Below are 23567 nucleotides of genomic sequence, written 5' to 3'. Positions count from 1 at the left end.
CACATGGCACTGAAATGATCGAATACCCGAGCGGCATTCGATCGTCTGCCTGCGCAGACCAAAAAAACAGACCCCAAAAATCAAACATAAATCCGGGCCTATGCGTTCTCGGTGCGTAAGCCGGGCGTAAACGGCAACAGAAGAGGCTGCCCTGACTAAATAGGGGCGACCTCTTCTGTTGCGTTCACAATGTCTTCAGCGCTTCCTCGATCGGATCAAGTTCGTCGGCTGCGGGCGCCGGCGCCTCGCCTTCCATTTCGGCATCGAAGCGTTCCTCGGATTCGGGAACTTTGGCGGCGAATTTCTGCTTCACGGTGTCGGTCGTTTCCTGGGCCTTTTCTTTGGCCTGATCGACGGCCTCTTTTGCAGTGTCTATCACGGTTTCCTTGGCCTTATCGGTGTAGTCCATCACTTTGTCCAACGCTTCATCGGCTTTGTCGGCCAAATCTTTGCGGATATCTTTGCCGGGCTTCGGAGACAGCAGCAGGGCGATCCCTCCGCCGATCACAAGCCCTTTAACGAAACTGGAAAATTTTCCCATTGTCGGTTCCTCCTTTATTTAGTCCAAATACCACCATACAACTGAACGGATTGGATGCTTGAAGAAAAAAAGACGATTTTACACCTTCAGTATAAGTCACGCCCAAAATTAAACAAAACAAAAACCACTGGCTTCGGCTAAATAATAACCTTAAATATCGCTCATCTTCTTGTTGATCTGGACCATGCTCAATCGGCCGGTGTGCTCCAGCATGTATTCGTAGTTGGCCAAGTAGTCCTTTTCGAAGATGCCGCTGTAAAAAAGATCAAGGATATAGCTGAAGCCGGCAGAAGAAGCGAATTGGCCGATTTTCGAATAATATTTTTCCCAAGGCGGAATGAAGAAATTGTAATCGCAGGCCTCGCTGAGGCTGTTCTGGCCGAATGACGTGATGGAGATCGTCTTCGTTCCGCCGTAGCGGCACAGTTTGGCATCGCCGATCGTTTCGTGGGTTTCGCCGGTATAGGACAGCAGAATCGCCACATTCTCTTCCGAGGAACGGCTGGCGTAGTAGTCCTGTTCGCCCGGTCCGCTTGCGACGATCACGCGCTTGCCGATGCGCATGCAATGGTACTGGAATTCCTTGGCGTGGGCGATGGTCGAATGGGAGCAATAGACATTGATCGTTTCGGCCCTCTCCAGGAGCGCGATCACATCCTGCAACTTGGTGTAATCCAGCAGGCTCTTGGTCTCTTCGATGGCGGCTTCCTTCAAGGCGGCGATGTTGATTGCGATCGTCTGCACTTTGTCGCCGCTCTGGATCGGGAAGTTGGCATCCAATTTTTCGGCTGACGGGGAGTCCGACTTCTGTTCCGTCAAGTATTTCAGTTTGAAATCATTGAAGCCTTTGTAACCGAGCTTCTGGCAGACCCGGACGACGGTGGCGTTCGATGTGAAGGTGTGCTTGGCCACTTGTAAAGTCGTCATGTCGACGACACTGTCAAAATGATTGATGAAATATTCCACTACTGCCTTTTCCGTTCCGGAAAAGGACTCCGAAGCAAGCTTCGTCTGCAAGTCCATGCTGCTGTTCACCTCATTTGATATCGTGTTGATCCGTAATGCCGTTACAAGCAAACGGAAGGATGCAAACAAATCATGTAACCGCTTTCCGGATTCGCCCGGAAGTGTATACGCGGTATTCTTTAATGGTTATCATAGCATTAATGAATCGATTAGAGGAGGAAAAAAATGAGTAGATTTCCAAAAGGATTTTTGTGGGGAGGCGCAATTGCCGCGAATCAGGCGGAAGGCGCCTATCTGGAGGACGGCAAAGGTTTAGCCATCTCCGATGTGTTGACGAACGGAGTGCTGTCGCAACCCGATGAGGCGATCGATCCGGAGAAGTTTTATCCGAGCCATGAAGCGATCGATTTTTACCACCGTTACACAGAAGACTTGCAGTATATGGAAGAAATGGGCTTCAAGGCTTTCCGGACATCGATTTCCTGGGCACGCACCTTCCCGACCGGCGAGGAAGCGGAGCCGAACGAAAAAGGACTGCAGTTCTATGATGACCTGTTTGCGGAAATGCTGAAACGCGGCATGGAGCCGGTCGTGACTTTGTCGCATTACGAAACGCCATACGCCTTGGTTCAGAAATACAACGGTTGGGAAAGCCGCGAGCTGATTGGGCTGTTCGAGAAATACTGCAGCACCGTGTTCGAGCGCTACAAAGACAAAGTCAGCTATTGGATGACTTTCAACGAGATCAACAACATGCACACGATTCCGTTTGCGGCGGGTGCCGTGATTTTGGATGAGACGGATGAAAACGAAAAGCTGCGCGTCATCTATCAGGCTTCCCACAACATGTTCGTCGCCAGCGCCCGGGTCAACAAGCTGTGCCACGAAATCATGCCGGAAGCGCAGATCGGCTGCATGCTTTCGTTGAGCGCGGTCTATCCGAACACCTGCAGACCGGAGGATATCTTCGGGGCGATGTCGTTGCGGAGACGTTCCTTGTTCTTCAGCGATGTGATGTTGCGGGGGAAATACCCGTCCTATGCCGACCGCATTTTCGAGGAATACGGCATCCGGCTGGAAATGGACGACACCGATTTGGCCGAAATCGCGGCTTATCCAAGCGACTATCTGGGTTTCAGCTATTACCGCAGCACGACCTACAAGGACGGCATGAAGATTCTCGGCAATACGGGCGGCATCATCGGCGAGAAAAATCCGTACTTGGACGAAACGCCATGGGGGTGGCAAATCGATCCGCTGGGACTACGCTATGTCTGCAACGAGCTCTACGACCGCTACCAAAAGCCATTGTTCATCGTGGAGAACGGCATGGGCAGCAATGACGAGGTGACGGCGGACAACCAAATCCATGACGACTACCGTATCGATTACACCAAGAAGCATCTGGTTGAAGTGGCCGAGGCTGTGAAGGATGGCGTTCCGGTAATGGGCTACACCTACTGGGGCCCGCTTGACATCGTCAGTGCCGGCACCGGCGAAATGAAAAAACGTTATGGCTTCGTCTACGTCGACAAGGACAATGCCGGTAACGGGTCGCTGAAGCGCTTCAAGAAGGACAGTTTCTATTGGTACCAGGAAGTGATCGCAACAAATGGAGAAAGCCTGTTCAAATAGGACAAGTTGATCATAAGTAAGACAGCTTGAAACAGTTGAAGGGGGAATTTTAAATGAGTTTCATGGACAAACTTAGCTCAGGGATTGATGTCGTCGCCGAAAAGGTCGAGGGGAACAAATATCTCCGCGCCATCAAGGATGCATTCACCGCCTACATGCCGTTCATCATCATCGGTTCGTTTGCATTGCTGTTCAATGTGCTGCTGACTAGCCCGACGACCGGACTTGCCCAGTTCGCGCCGTTCAGCTTCCTGACCGCTTTGGCACCGGCATTCAGCACGATCAATTTCGCAACGATGGACATCATGTCCCTGCTTATTCCTTTGTTTTTGGCATCAAATCTTGCAAAAAGCAATAATACGAATCCATTGATCACAAGCGCGGTCGCATTGATCGCTTACGTCATTGTGGTTCCGCAATTCTTCACTACGACAGTCGATGGCGTGCAGCAGGTCGTCAGGGGTCTGCCGGCAACCAGCACGAACGCTTCAGGCCTGTTCATCGGCATGATCCTGACGATTCTGGTTGTCGAACTGTTCACGAAATTATCCAATGTGGATGCGTTGCGCATCAAAATGCCGCCGAGCGTCCCGGGCGGAATCGTCGCTTCCTTCAACGTGCTGCTGCCGATTTTCGTGACCTTGATCATCGTGGCGCTGGTTGCCCAATTATTCCTGAACACTACAGGCATGTACATGAATGAATTCATCTACAAAATCGTGCAGGCACCGTTGGAAAGTTTGGTCCAAAGCCCAGGCGGCATCATGCTCTTGGTTATCGTCAGCCAAATATTCTGGTTGGTGGGCATCCACGGCGGCTTGATTATTTCACCCATCCGAAATCCGTTGTTGATTGCAGCTTTGGCCAACAACATCTCGGCTGTCCAAGCAGGAGAAGCAGCTACGAATCCTGTAACCATGGGCTTCTGGATGTCGTTCATCGTTCCCGGCGGTGCCGGTTTGACGCTGTCCCTTTTGATTGCCATCCTGATCGCCTCCAAGCGTGATGACCACAAGGCCGTCGCCAAAGTGTCCTTCATGCCAGGGCTGTTCGGCATCAGCGAGCCAGTCGTTTTCGGTCTGCCGTTAGTATTGAACCCGGTGTTTGCGATCCCGTTCGTCTTCGCTTCCAGCATCGGCACGGCGATCGCGCTCTTCTTCAACCAGATCGGCTTCCTGCAGCCGAACACGGTCGATGTGCCGTTCGGTCTTCCGCTTGGCGTAGGCGCCTTCCTTGGCTATGGCATCAACGGTGTCATCGTGCAGCTGCTGATCATGGCCTTGGGTGTCGTGATGTACATGCCTTTCGTTTTGGCTGCCAACAAAACTGCTGTCGTGACAGAAGAAACCGAGACTGAAACTGAAAGCCGGATTGCCGCAGAAAAAATTTGAGCACAACCTAAAACACAATCAGAACAAAAAGGGGACTGAAAAATGAAAAGTTACTATCCGAAAGATTTTCTCTGGGGCGGCGCCATCGCCGCCAATCAGGCTGAAGGTGCTTGGAATGTGGACGGAAAAGGCATGTCGGTGGCGGATGTCGCCCGCTTCAAACCGGACATTTCCGTCGAGGACTACAAGTCGCAATGGCACGTTTCGTTGGAGGACATCGCCATTGCGAAGGCGACCGATGACGTCGTTTATTATCCGAAAAGAAGAGGCGTCGACTTTTTCCACCGCTACAAGGAAGACATTGCTTTGTTTGCTGAAATGGGCTTCAAAGTGCTGCGCGTTTCGATCGCCTGGACGCGGATCTTCCCGAACGGCAACGAAGCTGAGCCGAACCAAAAAGGCTTGGACTATTACCGCGATCTGTTGGCAACGTTGCGTGCCCACAACATCGAACCACTGGTGACGCTGTCGCACTATGAGATGCCGCTTTATTTGGTGGAAAATTATGACGGCTGGGTTTCGCGTGAAGTCATCGATTTTTTCACCAAGTTCAGCGAGACCGTCTTCCGTGAGTACAAGGATCTGGTGACCTACTGGCTGACCTTCAACGAAATCGACAGCGTCTTCCGCCATCCGTTCACGACGGTCGGTGTGGTCGAAGAGAAATACGATGACAAAAAAGCCGCGGAAGAAGCCATTTATCAGGCGTTGCATCACCAATTCGTGGCCAGCGCCGAAGCGACCAAGCAGCTGCGGGAAATCATCCCGGGTGCGCAGATGGGTGCGATGCTGACGAAGACGATGACCTATGCCGAAACCTGCGATCCCGATGAGGTGCTGATGGCGCAAAAAGCTAACCGCGACAACCATTTCTACGCGGATGTGCAGATTTTCGGCGAATATCCGAAGCACGTATTGAACTATTTCGAAGAGAACAGCTTCCACATCGCCTGGACTGACGAGGACCTCCAGCTGTTGAAGGATTACACGGTCGATTTCCTTTCCTTCAGCTACTACATGTCGATGGTCGTGTCGAAAAATGCGGACAAGCGCGAAAAAGTCGGCGGCAATCTGACAACGGGCGTGAAGAATCCGTATCTGGACACTTCCGAATGGGGCTGGCAAGTCGATCCGGTCGGCTTGCGCATTTCGCTGATCGATCTCTATGACAAGTACCGCATCCCGTTGTTCATTGTCGAGAACGGCCTCGGTTCGACCGATGTGCTGACCGCGGATGGGACCGTCGAGGATGATTACCGCATCGCGTATTTCCGCGATCATTTCGAACAGATGAACCTGGCGCTCAAGGACGGCGTCGAGCTGATGGGCTACACTTCCTGGGGCTGCATCGACATCGTCAGCGCCTCGACTTCCCAGATGGCGAAACGCTACGGCTTCATCTACGTGGATGCCGACGACTACGGCAACGGCACCTACGACCGCTACCGGAAGAAATCGTTCCATTGGTACAAGGACGTCATCGAAAGCAATGGGGCAAGCCTGTACGCCGAACCGCAGGCCACCGCAACAAAATAATCAGAAAAGCCCTATCGGGAAGCCGATAGGGTTTTATGCAGCAATTGAATGTATGCTATGGTCAGAAATAACCCGCCGAACCCACTTTGGCGGGGAAAATCCGGTCAAATCGCAGTCAGAAAACCCGCCAAAACCAGCTTAGCGGGAAAAAACGTCCGCAGACATCACGAGCTTCCCCGTCAAAACCATTTTGACGGGGAATTCTGCCTAGTCGGAATCCAAAAAAATGGTATCGCCGTTTGGATGGGCGTATAATCGGGTTGAGGAAACTATCTGATAATGCAACTGCAGCGTGCGTCGGTTTCGGTTCGGGAAAGAAGGGAATCTTTATGAAATTTCCGATTCTGCCAAAAACGTCCAAAGGGAAATGGACAGTGATTTTGTTTGTTGCCGCCTTGGTGCTGGGAGTTGCGGGCAACCGGATTTCCAGCGCAATAGGAAACACCATCGAATACCCCAATCCAATCAACAGTCCTTTGTTGGGGAGCGTGATCTATCTTACCTTTGCGTCCGCAATACTGGCTTCGGTGATGGGGATCCTGGCCGTGAGGAAGGAGCACGAGCGCTCACTGCTGGTGTATCTGCTTATATTGCCCGGCTTGTTCTTTGTGTTCGCCATCGCCGGTTTTCTGATCGCCAATCTTATCGGCCCGCCGGACTGATGTGATAGTTGAGGCGCCCTTTTCGGGGCGTCTTTTTGTTTGGGGATATCCCTACAATCCGCTTGCTCAATTCCGGTGAACATCTGCTGGCCGGAGTTGGCTGCATTGCGGAGGTCTGTTCTCCGGCGAAGCCGCCGTGGTCGGAGGTGATGAGTTTTTTTGGTCTCCTTCTCCGGCAGGGAGTGTGCTCACCGGAGGAATTTGGATCTGAATGATGATCAAGAAAAATTGAATGATTAACAGATTCCAATGAACAATAAAGGTTAAAAGTAAAAAAATAATCAATTATGATTCGGAAATTTAATGTTTTTGCTATATAATTAACTATACAAATAGTTAAAAGTGTAAAGGTAGGTGTGGGCGGATGGATGGCAAATCAGAAAATAGACGGAATGTTGAGAATCTGAAGCAGGAACTTTTTCAGTTGTGGAGCACGGAATATTCAGCCGATAGTTTGGCAAAGCTAATTCACGTTTTGAATGTGAGTGAGCAGGACGCATCCAATCAGATTTTGAAGGAATCTGACTACGGAAAATACCAGTCAGATTTTGCCGACATAAAAGACAACATGCAGCACGCTCTCCGGAATGCCCGATTTTATCAAGGCGACATGAATCGGATGAAGAAGGCGGACAAGATCAGTGCGATGACAGCCATGTTGGAGGCGATGGAAGCCGAAGATGTAGAACGCTACTTCAATCAAATCAGTGCGGAAGTTTATGCGAATCAAATTGACAGCTATATTTCTGGAGATCTGCGCCCCGATATCGGATCGGCCGAATTTAAGTTTCTTGTCCTGCTGAACAAATATCATGGAATCGTCATCCGGAAATTGTTCAGACAAGATGGGATGAGCGATTACACTATCAAGAAGTATGTCGATAAATACAAGCTGACCGAGTTGGACAAGGGGATTTATATTCATCCGGCTAGCCCTGTCGACAGGGAGTTCATTCTTGTAAATAAATATTCTAAATCCACAATATCCCACGTTACGGCACTGTACTATCACGACTTGACGGATGTGATTCCTTACTCGGTATACGTGAGTTTTCCTAAGGGGTATAATTTGTCGCAAATCAGCAAGAATGAAAAACGAGTACATACCCTTTTGACGGATGTTATTATTGTGAACAACGATGAGATTTCCGAAAAAGATCAAATTACCGTGCTTTCTGATAATTTGAATCCCATCCGAATAACATCGAAGGAGCGGACAATTGCGGATATTCTGAAACCTGTCAGCCGCATCGAAGAGGAGGTAAAAGTATCCGCTTTGAAACGGTATCTTGCCGACCCGCAGGTTAATGTAAACAGGCTGAGAAGGATCGCCAGTAAACAGGGAGTAGGAAAAATACTGGATGATTATTTGACGAGGTATCTGAAGGAGGAGTGAAATGCGGAGCGCTAGACTGTCAGATCTGATCCGAGGGTTGAAAGTGGAGGATGGCGAAACGATAAATGTTCAGGAATTACGGATAAGATATGCTTTAGAACGCTTTTTGACGAGGGTAAGCCGGTCTGAATATCGGGATAATTTCGTGCTGAAAGGCGGCTTCCTGATGGGGACGATCTACAATATCGGTCAAAGGAGCACGAAAGATTTAGATACGATGGTGAATAATCTCTCGGCCAATCAAGAAGAAATCAGAAAAGCATTGCAGACAGTATCGGTGTTGGATTTAAATGATGGCGTGACATTCATCGTATCAGAAATCACCCAAACGCAAGATCAAAGAAGGTATTCAGGATTCCGGGCAAAAATGATAATGCTTTTTGACGGGGAACAATCCAAGGTGAATTTTGATTTGGATATCGGAGTGGGGGATGTTATCACTCCCTCAGCTTCCAATTTAGAATTGAAGCTGACTTTTAGTGAAGTTCGCGGAAAAAATGAGTCGATTAATGTTTTGGCATACCCACTCCAAACAATTTTGGCAGAAAAACTGGAAACCGTATTGGAGAAAGGTATTCTAAATTCACGTATGAAAGATTTTTATGATTTGAGGCTTATGTTAAGTGATCCAAACCGCCCAACAATCGATCTGTGCTACGCTGCGTTTGAGAATACTTGGATGTTCCGGCATGAAAGCGTAATTGAGGAAGAGTTGTTCGAGGATTGGCTATTCGTAATCGAAGACATCGAGAACAATGAAACAGTCAACCGAGTGTATTGGCCCAATTATGTGAAAGATAGAAAATATGCGCATGGTATAGAGTTTAAACAGATTGCACGACAACTTAAGGATTTTATTTTAGAGTTACAACAATTCTACCTCCAACTCCGGTGAGCGCCTGCCGGCTGGATTTGGAGGTATCGTGGAGGTCTGTTCTCCGGCGAAGCCGCCGTGGTCGGAGGTGATGAGTTTTTTTGGTCTCCTTCTCCGGCAGGGAGTGTCCTCACCGGAGGAAAATGGAAAAAAACCGTCAGGCGAAAGCAAAGCTCACCTCCATTTTGCCTCTGCGTCCACAATAATTATGTTTCTTGCCCCACAATATTTACATTATCCATCCAAAAGTGATAGTATTATTAATGTAACCGATGCCGGGAAGGTTCAATAGAATGGTAGCGGTTACTGAAAACTTTTGCATAAGCGAAAGTGATGAAACTGTAGGCAACATTTTAGTATAAAAAGATCTAGGAGGATGGAAAATGGCTTTAAGAGAAGACTTTTTATGGGGCGGCGCGACTGCTGCCAATCAGTGTGAAGGTGGATACAACGAAGGTGGACGCGGTTTGGCGAACGTTGACGTTGTTCCCGTCGGCAAAGACAGAGGAGCCGTCATCACAGGTAAAATGAAAATGTTCGATTTTGACGATGAGCATTTCTATCCTGCATTGGAAGCTATCGACATGTACCACCGCTATAAAGAAGATATCGCTCTGTTCGGCGAAATGGGCTTCAAAACCTACCGTTTATCTATCGCATGGACACGCATCTTCCCTAACGGAGACGAAGCGGAGCCGAATGAAGAAGGTCTGAAATTCTACGAAGACCTGTTCAAAGAGTGCCATAAATACGGAATTGAGCCATTGGTGACGATCACCCACTTCGATTGCCCAATGCACCTGATCAAAGAGTACGGCGGCTGGCGCAACCGCAAAATGGTTGGCTTCTATGAGAATCTTTGCCATGCGATTTTCAATCGCTACAAAGGCTTGGTCAAATATTGGTTGACCTTCAATGAAATCAACATGATTTTACATGCACCATTCATGGGTGCCGGTTTGTACTTCGAAGAAGGCGAAAACGAAGAACAAGTCAAATTCCAATCCGCACACCACGAGTTGATGGCCAGCGCAATCGCAACCCGCATCGCGCATGAAGTCGATCCTGAAAACCAAGTGGGCTGCATGCTGGCTGCCGGGAACTACTATCCATATACTTGCGATCCTAAAGACGTCTTCAAAGCGCAAGAAGAAGACCGTGAAAACTACTTCTTCATCGATGTGCAATCACGCGGCGAATACCCTGCTTACGCACTGAAAAAATTGGAGCGTGCAGGCATCAAAATCGAGATGGAGGAAGGCGACAAGGAAATCCTGAATGCAAACACAGTCGATTTCATTTCCTTCTCTTACTATTCTTCACGCGTAGCGTCCGCTGATCCTGAAGTGAACGCAAAAACAGCAGGCAACATTTTTGAATCCGTCAAAAATCCTTATCTGGATGCGAGCGAATGGGGCTGGCAAATTGATCCATTGGGACTGCGCATCACGATGAACGCGATGTACGACCGTTACCAAAAACCATTGTTCATCGTTGAAAATGGTTTGGGAGCTGTCGATGTGCCGGACGAAAACGGCTATGTCGAAGACGATTACCGCATCGCCTACATGGCGGCGCATATCGAAGCCATGAAAGATGCCGTGAATTTGGACGGCGTTGATCTGTTGGGCTACACGAGCTGGGGCTGTATCGACCTTGTCAGCGCAGGGACCGGCGAAATGAAGAAACGTTACGGTTTCATCTACGTCGACCGCGACAACGAAGGCAATGGCACGCTGAAACGCACGAAGAAAAAATCCTTCGACTGGTACAAACAAGTCATCGCCAGCAACGGGGAAGACTTGTCGTTCTAAATGCATAACAAACAGGAGTGGCCGTCTCAGATCGAGACGGCCACTCCTGTTTTTGCTTCGTTATGGTATATGTCGGGATTTTCAAGCGAAAAGTCAGTTGAAATTCCGAGAGAAAGCCGATCTGTCGACAGAACGAATAGCGAGGACTGCAAAACACCCGACAGAAAGCTCATCTGTCGGGCGTTAGCCCAGGACGGTGATCCGAATAGTCGAGAGATGGCGCATCTGTCGACAAAACGATTGCCGGAAACCAAAAAATACCCGACAGTAACCCTATCTGTCGGGCATCAGCCCAGGACGGTGATCCGAACTGTCGAGAGAAAGCAGATCTGTTGACAGAACGAAGACCGAAGACCGCAAAACACCCGACAGAGCCTGGATTTTCGCACCACTTACTGAAGACGACCCCAGACGTTCATTTCTTCCGGTAAAACGCAGTCGGCCGGCCGACCGTTCCGTACTCCAAGCGCATTTCGATGACCTGTTTGTCCTCGAGATAGCGTAGATACTTGCGGACCGACACATGGGAAAGGTTCGCCAGACTGGTGATGTCGTTCACGGTGAAATCGCCTTGTTGTTGGTCGATGCAGGCCATGATCATGGTCAGCGTCGAAGGGGTCAAGCCTTTGTCGATGGCGTCATCTTCCTTCTCGTCAGGTTGCTTATCCAACGAGCGGAACTGGTCCAGCTGCTTTTGCGTGATCGGTTTCGCTGAATGCAGCAGCTCTTGGCGCTGCACGAAGGCTTCGATGCTCTTTTCGAAGCGTTTGAACTGGAACGGTTTGAGGATGTAGTCGACGATGCCGCACTGTAGCCCGATCCGGATCGCCTCCTGTTCGCCGGCTGCCGTGATCATGATCAGATCGGCCGGATAATCCCGTTTCCGCAGGGCCCGGATCAGATCCAGGCCGCTCTTGCCCTGAATGTTGACGTCGACCAGCAGCAGATCGTAGGTATGCTTGCTGGTCAGGCGGATGGCTTCGTCGTAGCTGCCGCAGGTTCCCGACACGATGAAGCCGGGGATTTTCTCCAGGTAGCGCCGATTGATGGAAAGCACCATCGGATCGTCCTCCACAATCAATACATGATAGGCCATCAGTTTCCTTCCTTTCTGTACGCCGTCTTCAGGGAAATCCGAAGCCAGCGGTCGATGCTTTCGCACGCCAACTGTCCGTCGACTTTTTTCAGCAGCTGGGAAATGAACGGGGCCCGCAGCTCTTCCGCCAGCCGTGCCTGCATGGCGGGATCCAGCCGCAGTTCATAGACGGTCTCCAAGCGGTCGTTCCAGAAACCGAAATGGATCTGCAGCTCATCGGCCAGCTGGTTGTCCAGAATGAACCGGTCCAGGAAGCGGACGATGTTGATCCAGCATTGGACCGCCATATGATCGGTCGTCGACGGCACGTCGGGATAGACTTCGATCATGAACGGGTAGTTCCGTTCGGTGAACTTGCTGCGCTCGCCGATCAGGAAGCCTGCGATGACGGGATTTTTGACCAGAAAAATCATGCGATGGGAGAACTCCTGCTCCGGTTCGAGGATTTTGCTGAGATACTCGTTCAGTTCTTCGTACTCCTCCAGCTCGGCCAGGCCGTAGATGACATGCAGTTTGTTCAAAAAGTCGTGCGACTGCGTCTGCAGGGTGGTGGCGTAGGTGGCCGCGTTGAACAGCTGATCCGTCAGCAGATAAAGTTCCGTGGCATCGCGCATCAGGATGATTTGGCCGATGACTTTCTTGGCGACGGTGATCGGGGCTGTCGAAAGCAGATAGTCCACGCCGTCCTGATGATAGATCTGGTCGCTCGTTTTGTTTTTTTCGGCCAACAGCTTCAAATCCTGCGCCACAGGCAACAGCGTTTGGATGGGTAGGCCGATGATTGCCTCATCCACTTCATCCTGTTGGAACAGCTTTTTCGCCTCCAGGTTGGAGAGGACGACCCGGTTGTTTTTATCGGTGACGAGGATGGCGTCCTTCGTGTTCTCAAGCATCGCATTGCGTTCCTCCAATAAGCGGGCGATCTCGACGGGTTCCAGGTTGTACATTTGGTTTTTCAGCTGGAAAGCCGTGAAGATGGCGGCGCCGAAGCCGAACAAGAGGCTGACCGCGAAACTGACGGAGAAGGGCTGCATCGTTTTCTTGGCGATCGAAGCGAGCGTGGTCGTCTTGATGCCGATTGCGACGACGCCGATTTCCGTGTTGTCCGCATTGAAGACCGGGACGAAAGCGCGCAACGATTGGCCAAGCGTACCCTGCGCGATCGAAGTCGTTTCCTCTCCCGATAGCGCGGCTTCCTCATCGCCGCCCTGGAAAGGCTCGTTGATCTTGTCCGGATCGGGATGGGTCAGGCGGATGCGGTCCATCGTCATGACCACGACGAAGTCCAATTGGTAGGTCTCGGTGATCTGGTCGGTGTAGGCCTGGATTTCCGGATTGGTGGCACCGTTGCTCAGGGTTTCGACAACGAGCGGCTGCGCGGCCACGATTTCGGCGATGGATAGGAGCTGCTCCTCTTCCTGCGTCTGCGTCGCTTCATAGATACGGTTCGTCAGCGAGAGGTACAGGACGCTGACCGTCAGTGCCACCGTGACCAATACCATCAAGGTGAGCTTCACCCATAAGCGCTGGTTTTTCCATTTTTGCTTCAGTTTGATCATTCTTCCATGTTCCCTCCCTAGTACACAGCCATTATACCAAATGAAAAGTAGGCGTTCTCAATTTAATTAATTGAATAACACTTAAATTAATTAAATAATCTATTTTAAATTTGAAAGCGGTAGCATAATGAAACCAAGTTAAAGAAAGCGCTTCAAGAGGCGCGGGTAATCAAAAGGAGGAGAAGGAAAGTGAGAGACACGACAAAAGAATTGGAGCTGGAACAGCTCCCGGGCATTTCGGAGTTGACGGTTTTCGACAGATTCAAGAATGCGAAGGTAGGCGCGATCCCATTGCCAACTTATCTCGTGATGTCAGCCATTATAATAGCTTCTGCGTATCTGGGCGAATTGCCCGTCAACATGCTGGGCGGGTTCGCGGTCATTTTGAGTTTGGGTTGGCTTTTGGGAGGGATCGGCGCAAGCATCCCGGGGCTGAAGAACTTCGGCGGATCGGCCATCCTGTCGCTGATGGTGCCATCAATCTTGGTATTCATGAATGTATTCAACCAAAACACGCTGGATGCGGCGAACATGCTGATGCGGGAAGCGAACTTCCTGTATTTCTACATCGCCTGCCTCGTCTGCGGAAGTATTCTGGGGATGCACCGCAAGATTCTGGTTCAGGGTCTGATCCGCATGATCATCCCGATGGCTGTGGCGATGATCGCCGCACTGATCGTCGGAACTTCAGTGGGAACATTGTTGGGACTGGGTTTTGAGCATACGCTCTTCTACATCGTGACACCCATCATCGCCGGCGGAATCGGTGAAGGCATCCTGCCGTTGTCGCTGGGCTACAGCGCCATCACCGGCATCCCGAGTGGGGAATTGGTTGGTCAACTGATTCCGGCAACGATCATCGGTAATTTCTTCGCGATTATCTGCTCAGGTGTTTTGAACCGTTTGGGTGAAAAATATCCTGAGAAAAGCGGCAAGGGCCAACTGATCAAATTCGGCGCCAACGATGATATGGCTGATGCCATGCAGGAAGACAAGAGCCCGCTGGACATCAAGTTGATGGGCGCCGGCGTTCTGACGGCCTGCACACTGTTCATCGCCGGCGGACTTTTGGAAAGATTGACAGGCTTCCCGGGACCGGTGCTGATGATCCTGATCGCTGCCAGCATCAAATACTTGAGCCTGTTGCCAAAAGATGTCGAAAAAGGCTCGAAACAACTCTACAAATTCATTTCCGGCAACTTCACTTTCCCATTGATGGTCGGGTTGGGCTTGCTGTACATCCCGCTTAAAGACGTCGTCGGCATGCTTTCTTGGCAGTATTTCGTGGTCGTGATCTCGGTCGTGTTGACCGTTGTCCTGACCGGTTTCTTCGTCGGCGGAAAAATGAACATGAACCCGATCGAAGCAGCCATCGTAACGGCTTGCCAAAGCGGCATGGGCGGAACCGGGGATGTCGCCATCCTATCGGCTTCCAACCGCATGAATCTGATGCCGTTTGCCCAAGTAGCTACACGTTTGGGCGGCGCCATTACCGTCATTTCGATGACAGCCTTACTGCGTTTCCTGTTCTAAAAACATAAAAATACCAAAATCATAAACGAGAAGAAAGAGAGTGTGTTCACTATGACAGATGTTAAAGAAAAAGCATTGGCTATCAGCAAAAAATTCGGCGGTAAATTGGAGGTCATCTCGAAAGTTCCGATCGAAACGATGGAAGACCTGAGCATCGCCTACACACCGGGTGTCGCAGCCGTCTGCATGGCAATCGCCGGCAACAAAGATGACGTCTACACCTATACAACCAAAAAGAACCTGGTTGCTGTCGTGACGGACGGATCGGCGGTCCTGGGCTTGGGCAACATCGGACCGGAAGCAGCCATTCCGGTAATGGAAGGCAAGGCGGCTCTGTTCAAACGCTTCGGTAATGTCGATGCCGTGCCGATTTCCCTAGATACGCAGGATGTCGAAGAGATCATCTCGCACGTTGCTGCCATCGCACCTTCTTTCGGCGGGATCAACCTGGAGGACATCAGCGCGCCTCGCTGCTTCGAAATCGAACGTCGCCTGAAAGAGATGTTGGACATTCCGGTCTTCCATGATGACCAACACGGGACCGCGATCATCGTGCTGGCGGCACTCTACAATTCCTTGCGCCTGACCGGCAAAAAAATCGATGAGATTCAAGTGGTCGTCAACGGAGGCGGTGCTGCAGGGATTGCCATCAGCCAAATGTTCCTTTCCGCTGGTATCAAGAACCTGATGGTCGTGGATCGCACCGGCATCATTTCCGAAACGGATCCTGAATTGGCTGAGCGTCATGTGGAAATCTCCAAAGTCACGAACCGAAGCTTCCGGACCGGAACTTTGGAGGATGCAGTTGTTGGGATGGACGTATTCGTCGGCGTATCCGCACCAGGCGTTTTGAAGAAGGAATGGATCGCAACGATGAATGCAAAACCGGTCATCTTCGCGATGGCGAACCCGACGCCGGAAATCTTCCCGGATGAAGCCAAAGCCGGCGGCGCCTACATCGTCGGCACCGGCCGCAGCGACTTCCCGAACCAAATCAACAACGTACTCGCCTTCCCTGGGATCTTCCGCGGCGCATTGGATGAGCGCGCCAAAGACATCACCATCGAAATGCAGTTGGCGGCCGCACGCGGCATCGCCAGCATCGTCAGCGATGAGGAACTGAACGTCGACTACATCATGCCTGACGTCTTCACCCCGGGCGTGGCCGACATCGTAGCCGCCAGCGTCATGAATGCTGTAAAAAAAGAAGAAGTGCTTGTCTAAAACGTACGCTGCTAACCGGAGCTGAACAGCAAGATTGGTGCGTTTCTCCGGTAAGGGTTCCGCCACCGGAGAACGTCGGTATTTTCCGCGCTCTCCTCCTGCGAACCTGTCCTCATCGGAGCACAGATCTGATGTGTGAACCGTCCTCCGGCGTAACCTCAGTTAGCCGGAGGAGGGCGTTCTGATCAGAAAAAAGAGAAGAAGGATGCCTGATCGAATCGGGCATCCTTCTTCTCTTTTGCAGTGTTGGCGCACGCTCGTGTTACTCAACAAGTTTGATTTGGTCTTGATCCATGTTTTGAAATGCTTTCATGCGCTTCTTCTCTTTTGCTAATATTTCCTTGGCAAAAGACATAAACCCACCTAAATCTTGCCTTGCCAGCAATTCAATATAAATTGCCGTTGCTTCTTTTTCGATAATCAGAGGTGGGAACCCCTCTTGCAGCAACGAGTAGTTCATCAGCATACGTCCTGTGCGTCCGTTACCATCTGAGAATGGGTGGATCCGCTCAAATTGAATATGTGTATCTAAAATTCCCTCTAATTTTATTTCGTCAATCGCTGCATTTTCCAGCCTATATTCCAGATTATCCACTAACTGTTGGACCAGAAATGGCGTTTCTCCTGGTGAAGCAGTTTGAAATTCTGCCCCTATCATCTGGTTTTCGTTCTTTTTGAATTGTCCTTTATCATATTGAAGCCGATCGGTTAAATCGGCATGAAGCTCCTTGATGATGGATACTGAGAGCGTATCGTTACTCTCCAAATGATCCAGCATGTTGGAAAAGGCTTGTTTATGGTTTTCGATTTCATAAAATTCGCGCACAGTCGCCCCGCTACTGATTGGGAGAGTACCATTTAAAATAATCGAGACTGTCGCCGGTAACGAAATCGTATTTCCTTCTATTCCTGCTGAGTGGTGGGCAAGACGCACTAACATATCATCTAAATAGTTTTGTGGTATTTCATTCAAAAAACCGCTCATAAAACCCAGCCTCCTCTTCTTCGTGTCCCAACACTATCATACCTAAATGCTATCTCGATGTACAAACATTTCTCCATCAAAATGGTACAGAACAAGTATGTTCACCCGTTCGTCTCCCCCATAATGTTAAAGTGGTAGAATGGTAGAATGGTAGAATGGTAGAATGGTACAAATATACAAAAAGACGCTTAATCTGATATAGTTGAGTAAATAATTTGATTTATTGACAAAATGAAAAATGGAGGCGTGACCATGAGCGAGAACAACCAAAGAATGGGTTTCAGGATCATCACAGAAATTCCGAGGCCGACACCCGAACTGCTGGAAAGACTGAACAAATTCACCGTGCCGGAGCTATGCGACGGGATGGATGTTTTCCGGGCGATGGACTACCAGATCAAGCCGATGGTGACCACGCAAAAAATCATCGGACCGGCCGTCACCCTGCAGCTGATGCTCGGCGACAGCCTGATCGTGCCGAAAGCCCTTGAGGCAGCGCAACCGGGCGACATCATTGTCATCGATGCAAAAGGCAGCTGCAACAACGGCGTCTGGGGCGATAACCGCAGCCGCGTCGCCAAAGCGATCGGCCTTGCCGGTGTCGTAATCGACGGTGCTTTCCGCGATATCGAAGAGAACGAAGCGATCGGCTTCCCGATCTACGCGCGGGCGAACACCTGCGGACGGAGCACAAGGGGCGCGAAAGGGGAAGTCAATGTGCCGATTTCCTGCGGCGGCGTGTCCGTGCGCCCGGGCGATATCATCGTCGGGGACCGCAACGGGGTCGTCGTGATTCCTTTGGAGCATGCCGAGGAAATCATCGCAGCCGCGCAGGAACAGGTCGATAAGATGGAAGCGCAGCTCGCCAAATTCGAAGAAACCGGACAGATTGTGCCAGCCAGCCTGGAGATGGAATTGAACCGTTTGGGCTACTAGAGCAAAACAACAGCGGATGGACCGCCCCTGACCGGGCGACCATTCGCTGTTTGTGTTTTTACGGTATGCGGTATGCAGTATGCGGTCGTTCTCCTCCGGCGAACGGAGGCTTCGCCGGAGATCGGCCCACATAAAAATCTTGTGCTCCGATGAGGCCGGGCTCGCAGGAGGAGAGAGCGAAAGTTACCGTCATCCTCCGGTTGGCGGAGCCTCACCGGAGCAGGGTCCCCCGATTCCGGGCCGCTCAACTCTGGTCACCGGCAGGCACTCCATAGCCACTGCACGGGCAACCACTCAGCCGATTTCCTCAAACACCCAAGCATCGTACGGCTGCATCCAGATCCGTTTTTCCACAGTCGCCTGGTCCGCATTCGTCGACAGCATCCGCCAGTTTTTGTTGGCGACCCGCGTCGGCAGGTCGATTTGGCAGGGGTTGCGGCTTATGTTCGTGAGCACAAGCACCTGTTTCGTCTCCGATTTACGCAGATAGGCAAAGACCTGCGGATGGTTTTTCAGGATCAGTTCGAAGGCGCTGTCGGCAAAGAAGGGCTGCGCTTTCCGTAACCGGATCAGGTGCTTGTAATGGTTCAAGACCGATTGCTCGTCCTTTTCCTGATCAAAAATGTTCACCTGCGCGGTGTTGGCATTGACGGCCATCCAGGGCAGCAGCTCGGAGAAACCGCCGAACATCCCGCCTTCCCACTGCAGCGGCGTGCGCGAATGGTCGCGGGTCCAGTGGGTGACGTTGCGCAGCGCTTCTTCCGGCGAGGCGCCGCTGTCCAACAAGAGACGGTAGAGATTGTGCGAATCCTGGGCATCGACTTGCTCCATCGACTCGAAGGCGAAGTTGGTCATGCCGATTTCCTGGCCTTGATAGATGAAGGGCGTGCCTTTCAGCAGCATGTACATCGTTGCAATCGCTTTGGCGGATTTAGGCGACTCATCCCCCAGAATTGAGGCGATGCGTGGATTGTCATGATTCTCCACGTACAGGGCGTTCCAACCGTTCGAGCCCAAATCCTTTTGCCAACGCGAAAGCACCTTTTTGAACCCCAACAGATTGAGCCGTTCCGCACCCGGTTGGCCTTCGCGAACATTATGCTCCAGCTCGAAGATCATGTTCAGATAGCCGTCTTCTTTGGTCCAATGCACCGCTTTTTTGCTGGAAACACCGCTCGCTTCCCCGACCGTCATGATCGGGTAGGCCGCAAAAATATCCTTCAGCTCCTGCATATAGACTTCGATCCCCGCGACATTCATAAAAGGCGCCCAAGGGTTGTCGCTGATTTTGAAATCCCACGGTTCTTTTTGGATATGGCTGATCGCATCCAGTCGGAAGCCGTCGATCCCCAAGTCCAACCACCAGCGGATCATCCGGTAGATTTCTTCCCGCACTTGCGGGTTTTTCCAATTCAGGTCCGGTTGTTCCGGCGCGAAGACATGAAAATAGGCTTGGCCCGAGTTCGCGTCGTAAGTCCAGGTCGAGCCGCCGAAGAAACTTTGCCAAGCGTTCGGCATCTTGTTTTCGGTGGCATCCGCCCACAAATAGTAATCCCGATAAGGGTTCTCACGGCCTTTTTTCGCTTCCAGGAACCAAGGATGCTGATCGCTCGTATGGTTCACGACCAGATCCATGATGAGTTTGATGCCTGCCGCATGGGCTTTTTCCAACAGTTCTGCGAAATCGGCCAGCGTCCCGAAGTCGGGATGAATGTCCTGGTAATCGGAAATGTCGTAGCCGTTGTCGACATTCGGCGAGGCGTAGACAGGGTTGAGCCAGATGAAATCCACACCCAAAGACTGCAGATAAGGTAGTTTTTCGATGATTCCCTGCAGATCGCCGATGCCGTCGTGGTTGGCGTCGCGGAAACTCCGCGGATAAATCTGGTAGCCTACCGCATTTTTCCACCAGTTTTTCATGCGGTCACCTTGACCACAAAGGCTTGCCAAGGCTGCAGCTGCAGATCCTTCAGAGCGTTAAGCGGCATTTCATAATTATGGATGATCACTTCGGCCAGCTCATCCTCGACCGAGAAAGGCTGCGTTTCATCGGAGAAGTTGGACACGACCAACCAACGTTCACCTTCGTATTCCCGGTAATAGCTGATGACCTCGTCGATGGTATCCACCAGCTCGAAATCGCCCCAAACCACGATTGGGTTTTCTTTGCGCAGGCGGATCAGTTTTTGATAGGTATAAAAGATCGAATCCGGATTGGCCAGCGCAGCTTCCGCATTGATGGCCGGATAATTTCCATTTACGCCGATCCAAGGCGTGCCGGTCGTAAATCCGCCGTGCAGCGAAGCATCCCACTGCATTGGACGACGGGCATTGTCGCGGCCTTTCGCGTTGATTGAGGCTAGGATGTCCGCTTCGGAATAGCCTTTTGCCAGGCGCTCGCGGTACATATTGATTGTTTCGATGTCCCGTGCTTCCGCAATGTCAGTGATCGGCGTATTGATCATGCCGATTTCTTCGCCTTGATAGATATAAGGGGTACCCTTCATCAGATGCAGCAGGATCGCCAGCATTTTGGCGCTTTCGGAACGGTATTCCTGGTCGTTGCCCCAACGCGAGAGCATCCGCGGCAAATCGTGGTTGTTCCAGAACAGGGAATTCCATCCGTCGTGCCCGAGTTCCGTCTGCCATTTCGCCAGAATCCGTTTCAGTTCAGCGACTTGCATCGGCTGCAGATCCCATTTCTCGCCGTCCGGTTTCTGATCCAGGCCGATGTGCTCGAATTGGAAAACCATCGACAGCTCGTTGCGTTCCGGGGCGGAATACAGTTTGGCGATTTCCGGGGTCGCTCCCCAGGTTTCGCCTACGGTCAGCAGGTCGTGTGCACCGAATGTTTCCCCATGCATTTCCTGCAGGAATTCATGCAGCTGCGGGCCGTTTCCGGTGATTCCTTTTTCGGGAATCTTGCCGATCAGGTCGATGACGTCCATGCGGAAGCCGCCGATCCCTTTTTCGATCCAGTGGTTCATCATCGTGTAGATTTCCTGGCGCATCTTCGGGTTCTGCCAGTTCAGGTCAGGCTGTTTTTTGCTGAAAAGATGCAGGTAATATTGACCGCTCGCCGCATCCCATTCCCAGGCCGGTCCTGAGAAGGCCGATCCCAATCCGTTTGGCACGCCACCATCTTCGGCAGGGTCCGCCCAAACATAATAGTCGCGATAAGGATTATTTTTGCCTTTCTTGGCTTCAACAAACCAAGCGTGCTCATCCGAAGTATGGTTGACCACCAGATCCATCACTACTTTGATGTTGCGCTTGTCGGCTTCCGCGATGAAATGCTCCATCTCCGCCATCGTGCCGAACTCGTCGAGAATGGCTTCGTAGTCTGAAATGTCATACCCGTTGTCATCGTTCGGCGACTGGTAGACGGGCGAAAGCCAAATGGCGCCGATTCCCAATTTTTCCAGATAGTCCAATTTTTCGGTCATGCCGGCGATATCGCCGATGCCATCGCCGTTGCTGTCCTTGAAACTCCGCGGATAGATCTGATAAACGACGACCTCTTGCCACCAATGTTTTTCCATGCTGCAACCTCATCTCTTGTTTGTTGTCCTCAATATGCAGGGTTATTCTTTCATCAATACAAAACCTTTGCGCGCCAATTCGACCGAGCCGTCCGACACGTCCGCCAGATTCGCAAACAAGGCCTTTCCGATCAGTTCGACCCGTGCGGAGTGTTCCCCGGTATTGAAGGCGCCACGGATAACTTCGCCGCCCAGCATGCGCTCCAAAATGATGACGCCCGATTCTTCGGAAACTTGACGCCAATAAACGCTGCCTTCCGATAGGATCTTCTGCTGCTCCTTGCGGAAACCGATCAATTCTTTCGTGAACCGATGCAGATCGCGGTCCTGCTTGTCTTCTTCCCAGACCATGCACTTACGGCAATCCGGGTCCATCCCGCCGGTCAGGCCGATTTCGTCCCCGTAGTATAGACAAGGCACGCCGGGCTGGATATAGGTGAAGGCCAGGGCTTGTTTCATGATGTCCTTGTCCTCATTGGCCTCCGTCAACAGGCGCGGCGTATCATGGGAATCCAAAATGTTGAACTGCATCTGGTTCGTCTGATCACGGTAGAGCATCAATTGGTTGTTCATTTCCGACACCATTTTACTCAAGGATAGTTCATTCTTCACGAAGTAGCCCATGATCGCATCGGTAAAGGCGTAGTTCATGACGGCATGGAATTCATCGCCCTGCAGCCAGTTTTGGGAGGAATGCCAAATTTCACCAAGAATATAGAAATCTTTTTTTGCTTCATCGCAGACGATCCGGAATTTTTTCCAAAACGCGTGGTCGACTTCGTTCGCGACATCCAGGCGCCATGCATCGATATCGAAGGCTTCGATCCAATAACGGGCGATGTTCAGCAGATAATCCTGCACTTCCGGATTGGCCGTGTTCAGTTTCGGCATGTGTGGATTGGCGGCAAAGACATCGTAGGTGATGTCGTAGGCATCTTCAAAATTTTCGCCGCGTTTGTAGGAAGCCGGAAACTCATTGATGTGGAACCAGTCGACGTATTGTGAATCTTCCCCATTTTTAAGGACGTCCTGCCATTGCGGCGAGGAATCGCCGATATGGTTGAAGACGGCATCCAGCATGACTTTCATGCCGCGCTTGTGGCATTCGTCCACGAGTTTTCTGAATGTTTCGGCGTCACCGAAGGCCGGATCGATCTTCAGGTAATCGATTGTGTCGTATTTGTGGTTGGAAGCCGCTTCAAAAATCGGACAGAAATAGATGCCGTTTATGCCCAGGTCCTCCAGATAATCAAGCTTGTCGATGACCCCCTGCAGGTCGCCCCCGAAGAAGTTCTCCCGACTGGGGTCTGCCGATCCCCAAGCCAATGTGCCTTCCGGATCATTACTAGAATCCCCGTTGGCAAAGCGCTCCGGGAAAATCTGATACCAGACGGTTTCCTTGACCCATTCCGGCGTATTGAAGCGATCGACTTCATGGAAGAAAGGCATCCGGAAATAATTGTTCGGCATCCGCAAATATTCTTCCTCTAATGGATAAACGCCGTGATCGCCGTAAAAGACCGAGATGCCGTCAAAGCCCTTCAAGGCGAATGCATAGGCCAAACGCTTCAAGGGAGCCTTCACTTCCACGAACCAATAATCGTACAGATCGGTGGAAAGGGTTTTGATCATCTGCAGCGGTTTGCGGAACCATTCTTCTTTGTCCAGGAAATAAGGGTCTCCGTATAGTAAGGCCATCTCCCTTACGTCTCCGCGGGCAGTCCGCAGCCGGACGTGCATCGTTTCATGGTCATACAGATAGGCGAATTCGCTCTCAGGGCGATGGTAAAGTGCGGAAGTGTTCATATAAAATCGGCTCCTTTTATTCTTTGTTTTCCCACATTGTGGCACAATGCCTAATCGGTTGCAAGAACTTT

At 51.1% G+C, this 23567-nt stretch carries 18 protein-coding genes; 10 read left to right on the top strand and 8 right to left on the bottom strand.

Features of this window, described 5'->3' with window-relative positions; translation table 11 throughout:
- Positions 1-184 precede the first annotated feature (184 nt).
- Together ACTCCX_RS06685 and ACTCCX_RS06680 are read right to left on the bottom strand one after the other, a co-directional pair.
- Positions 185-541, bottom strand: coding sequence for a YtxH domain-containing protein (locus tag ACTCCX_RS06685; RefSeq protein ID WP_463275274.1), 357 nt, complete (start codon positions 539-541; stop codon positions 185-187).
- A 150-nt stretch (positions 542-691) separates the two neighbouring features.
- Positions 692-1564, bottom strand: coding sequence for a MurR/RpiR family transcriptional regulator (locus ACTCCX_RS06680; RefSeq protein ID WP_463275273.1), 873 nt, complete (start codon positions 1562-1564; stop codon positions 692-694).
- Between the two features lie 168 nt (positions 1565-1732).
- Between ACTCCX_RS06680 and ACTCCX_RS06675 the strand changes: the two genes are divergently transcribed.
- From ACTCCX_RS06675 to ACTCCX_RS06645, 7 genes are all read left to right on the top strand, one after another.
- Positions 1733-3142, top strand: a complete 1410-nt coding sequence (locus ACTCCX_RS06675; protein WP_463275272.1) for a glycoside hydrolase family 1 protein — start codon at positions 1733-1735, stop codon at positions 3140-3142.
- Between the two features lie 53 nt (positions 3143-3195).
- Positions 3196-4533, top strand: coding sequence for a PTS sugar transporter subunit IIC (locus ACTCCX_RS06670; protein WP_463275271.1), 1338 nt, complete (start codon positions 3196-3198; stop codon positions 4531-4533).
- Between the two features lie 42 nt (positions 4534-4575).
- Positions 4576-6069, top strand: coding sequence for a glycoside hydrolase family 1 protein (locus ACTCCX_RS06665; RefSeq protein WP_463275270.1), 1494 nt, complete (start codon positions 4576-4578; stop codon positions 6067-6069).
- A 329-nt stretch (positions 6070-6398) separates the two neighbouring features.
- On the top strand, positions 6399-6731 hold the full coding sequence (locus ACTCCX_RS06660) for a hypothetical protein (protein WP_463275269.1): 333 nt from the start codon (positions 6399-6401) through the stop codon (positions 6729-6731).
- A 364-nt stretch (positions 6732-7095) separates the two neighbouring features.
- Positions 7096-8127 (top strand): type IV toxin-antitoxin system AbiEi family antitoxin domain-containing protein, encoded by a 1032-nt coding sequence (locus ACTCCX_RS06655; protein WP_463275268.1) that lies wholly within the window; start codon positions 7096-7098, stop codon positions 8125-8127.
- 1 nt (position 8128) lies between these two features.
- A complete protein-coding gene (locus ACTCCX_RS06650; RefSeq protein WP_463275267.1) occupies positions 8129-9022 on the top strand; it encodes a nucleotidyl transferase AbiEii/AbiGii toxin family protein in 894 nt (297 codons plus the stop codon).
- Positions 9023-9384: 362 nt separating this feature from the next.
- Positions 9385-10815 carry a 6-phospho-beta-glucosidase gene (locus ACTCCX_RS06645; RefSeq protein ID WP_463275266.1) on the top strand — a complete coding sequence of 477 codons (1431 nt, stop codon included), beginning with the start codon at positions 9385-9387 and terminating at the stop codon, positions 10813-10815.
- Between the two features lie 415 nt (positions 10816-11230).
- Here the strand turns inward: ACTCCX_RS06645 and ACTCCX_RS06640 are convergent, their stop codons facing one another.
- Entirely contained in the window at positions 11231-11911 is a 681-nt protein-coding gene (locus ACTCCX_RS06640; RefSeq protein WP_463275265.1) for a response regulator, read from the bottom strand.
- Positions 11911-13470 (bottom strand): Spo0B domain-containing protein, encoded by a 1560-nt coding sequence (locus ACTCCX_RS06635; RefSeq protein ID WP_463275264.1) that lies wholly within the window; start codon positions 13468-13470, stop codon positions 11911-11913. Before ACTCCX_RS06635 ends, ACTCCX_RS06640 begins: the two co-directional genes overlap by 1 nt.
- Positions 13471-13704: 234 nt before the next feature.
- Here ACTCCX_RS06635 and ACTCCX_RS06630 point away from each other — a divergent pair, with 234 nt between their 5' ends.
- Together ACTCCX_RS06630 and ACTCCX_RS06625 are read left to right on the top strand one after the other, a co-directional pair.
- Positions 13705-15003, top strand: a complete 1299-nt coding sequence (locus ACTCCX_RS06630; protein WP_463275292.1) for a 2-hydroxycarboxylate transporter family protein — start codon at positions 13705-13707, stop codon at positions 15001-15003.
- 51 nt (positions 15004-15054) lie between these two features.
- Positions 15055-16227, top strand: a complete 1173-nt coding sequence (locus tag ACTCCX_RS06625) for an NAD(P)-dependent malic enzyme (protein ID WP_463275263.1) — start codon at positions 15055-15057, stop codon at positions 16225-16227.
- A gap of 262 nt (positions 16228-16489) precedes the next feature.
- On the opposite strand, the gene ACTCCX_RS06620 is transcribed toward ACTCCX_RS06625, so the two are convergent.
- Positions 16490-17212 carry a Fic family protein gene (locus ACTCCX_RS06620; protein WP_463275262.1) on the bottom strand — a complete coding sequence of 241 codons (723 nt, stop codon included), beginning with the start codon at positions 17210-17212 and terminating at the stop codon, positions 16490-16492.
- A 252-nt stretch (positions 17213-17464) separates the two neighbouring features.
- Between ACTCCX_RS06620 and ACTCCX_RS06615 the strand changes: the two genes are divergently transcribed.
- Positions 17465-18148 (top strand): RraA family protein, encoded by a 684-nt coding sequence (locus ACTCCX_RS06615; protein WP_463275261.1) that lies wholly within the window; start codon positions 17465-17467, stop codon positions 18146-18148.
- Between the two features lie 294 nt (positions 18149-18442).
- On the opposite strand, the gene ACTCCX_RS06610 is transcribed toward ACTCCX_RS06615, so the two are convergent.
- Genes ACTCCX_RS06610 through ACTCCX_RS06600 form a run of 3 tightly spaced genes read right to left on the bottom strand, consistent with a single transcriptional unit; the run spans position 18443 to position 23496 of the window.
- Positions 18443-20068, bottom strand: coding sequence for a glycoside hydrolase family 13 protein (locus ACTCCX_RS06610; protein ID WP_463275260.1), 1626 nt, complete (start codon positions 20066-20068; stop codon positions 18443-18445).
- Positions 20065-21690, bottom strand: a complete 1626-nt coding sequence (locus ACTCCX_RS06605) for a glycoside hydrolase family 13 protein (RefSeq protein ID WP_463275259.1) — start codon at positions 21688-21690, stop codon at positions 20065-20067. The genes ACTCCX_RS06610 and ACTCCX_RS06605 overlap by 4 nt, the downstream gene beginning before the upstream one ends.
- Before the next feature lie 42 nt (positions 21691-21732).
- Positions 21733-23496: a glycoside hydrolase family 13 protein gene (locus ACTCCX_RS06600; RefSeq protein WP_463275258.1), complete on the bottom strand. Its 1764-nt coding sequence runs from the start codon at positions 23494-23496 to the stop codon at positions 21733-21735.
- Between the last annotated feature and the right edge of the window lie 71 nt (positions 23497-23567).

Source organism: Trichococcus sp., from assembly GCF_055118575.1.
This window is presented reverse-complemented; position numbering and strand designations above follow the sequence as displayed.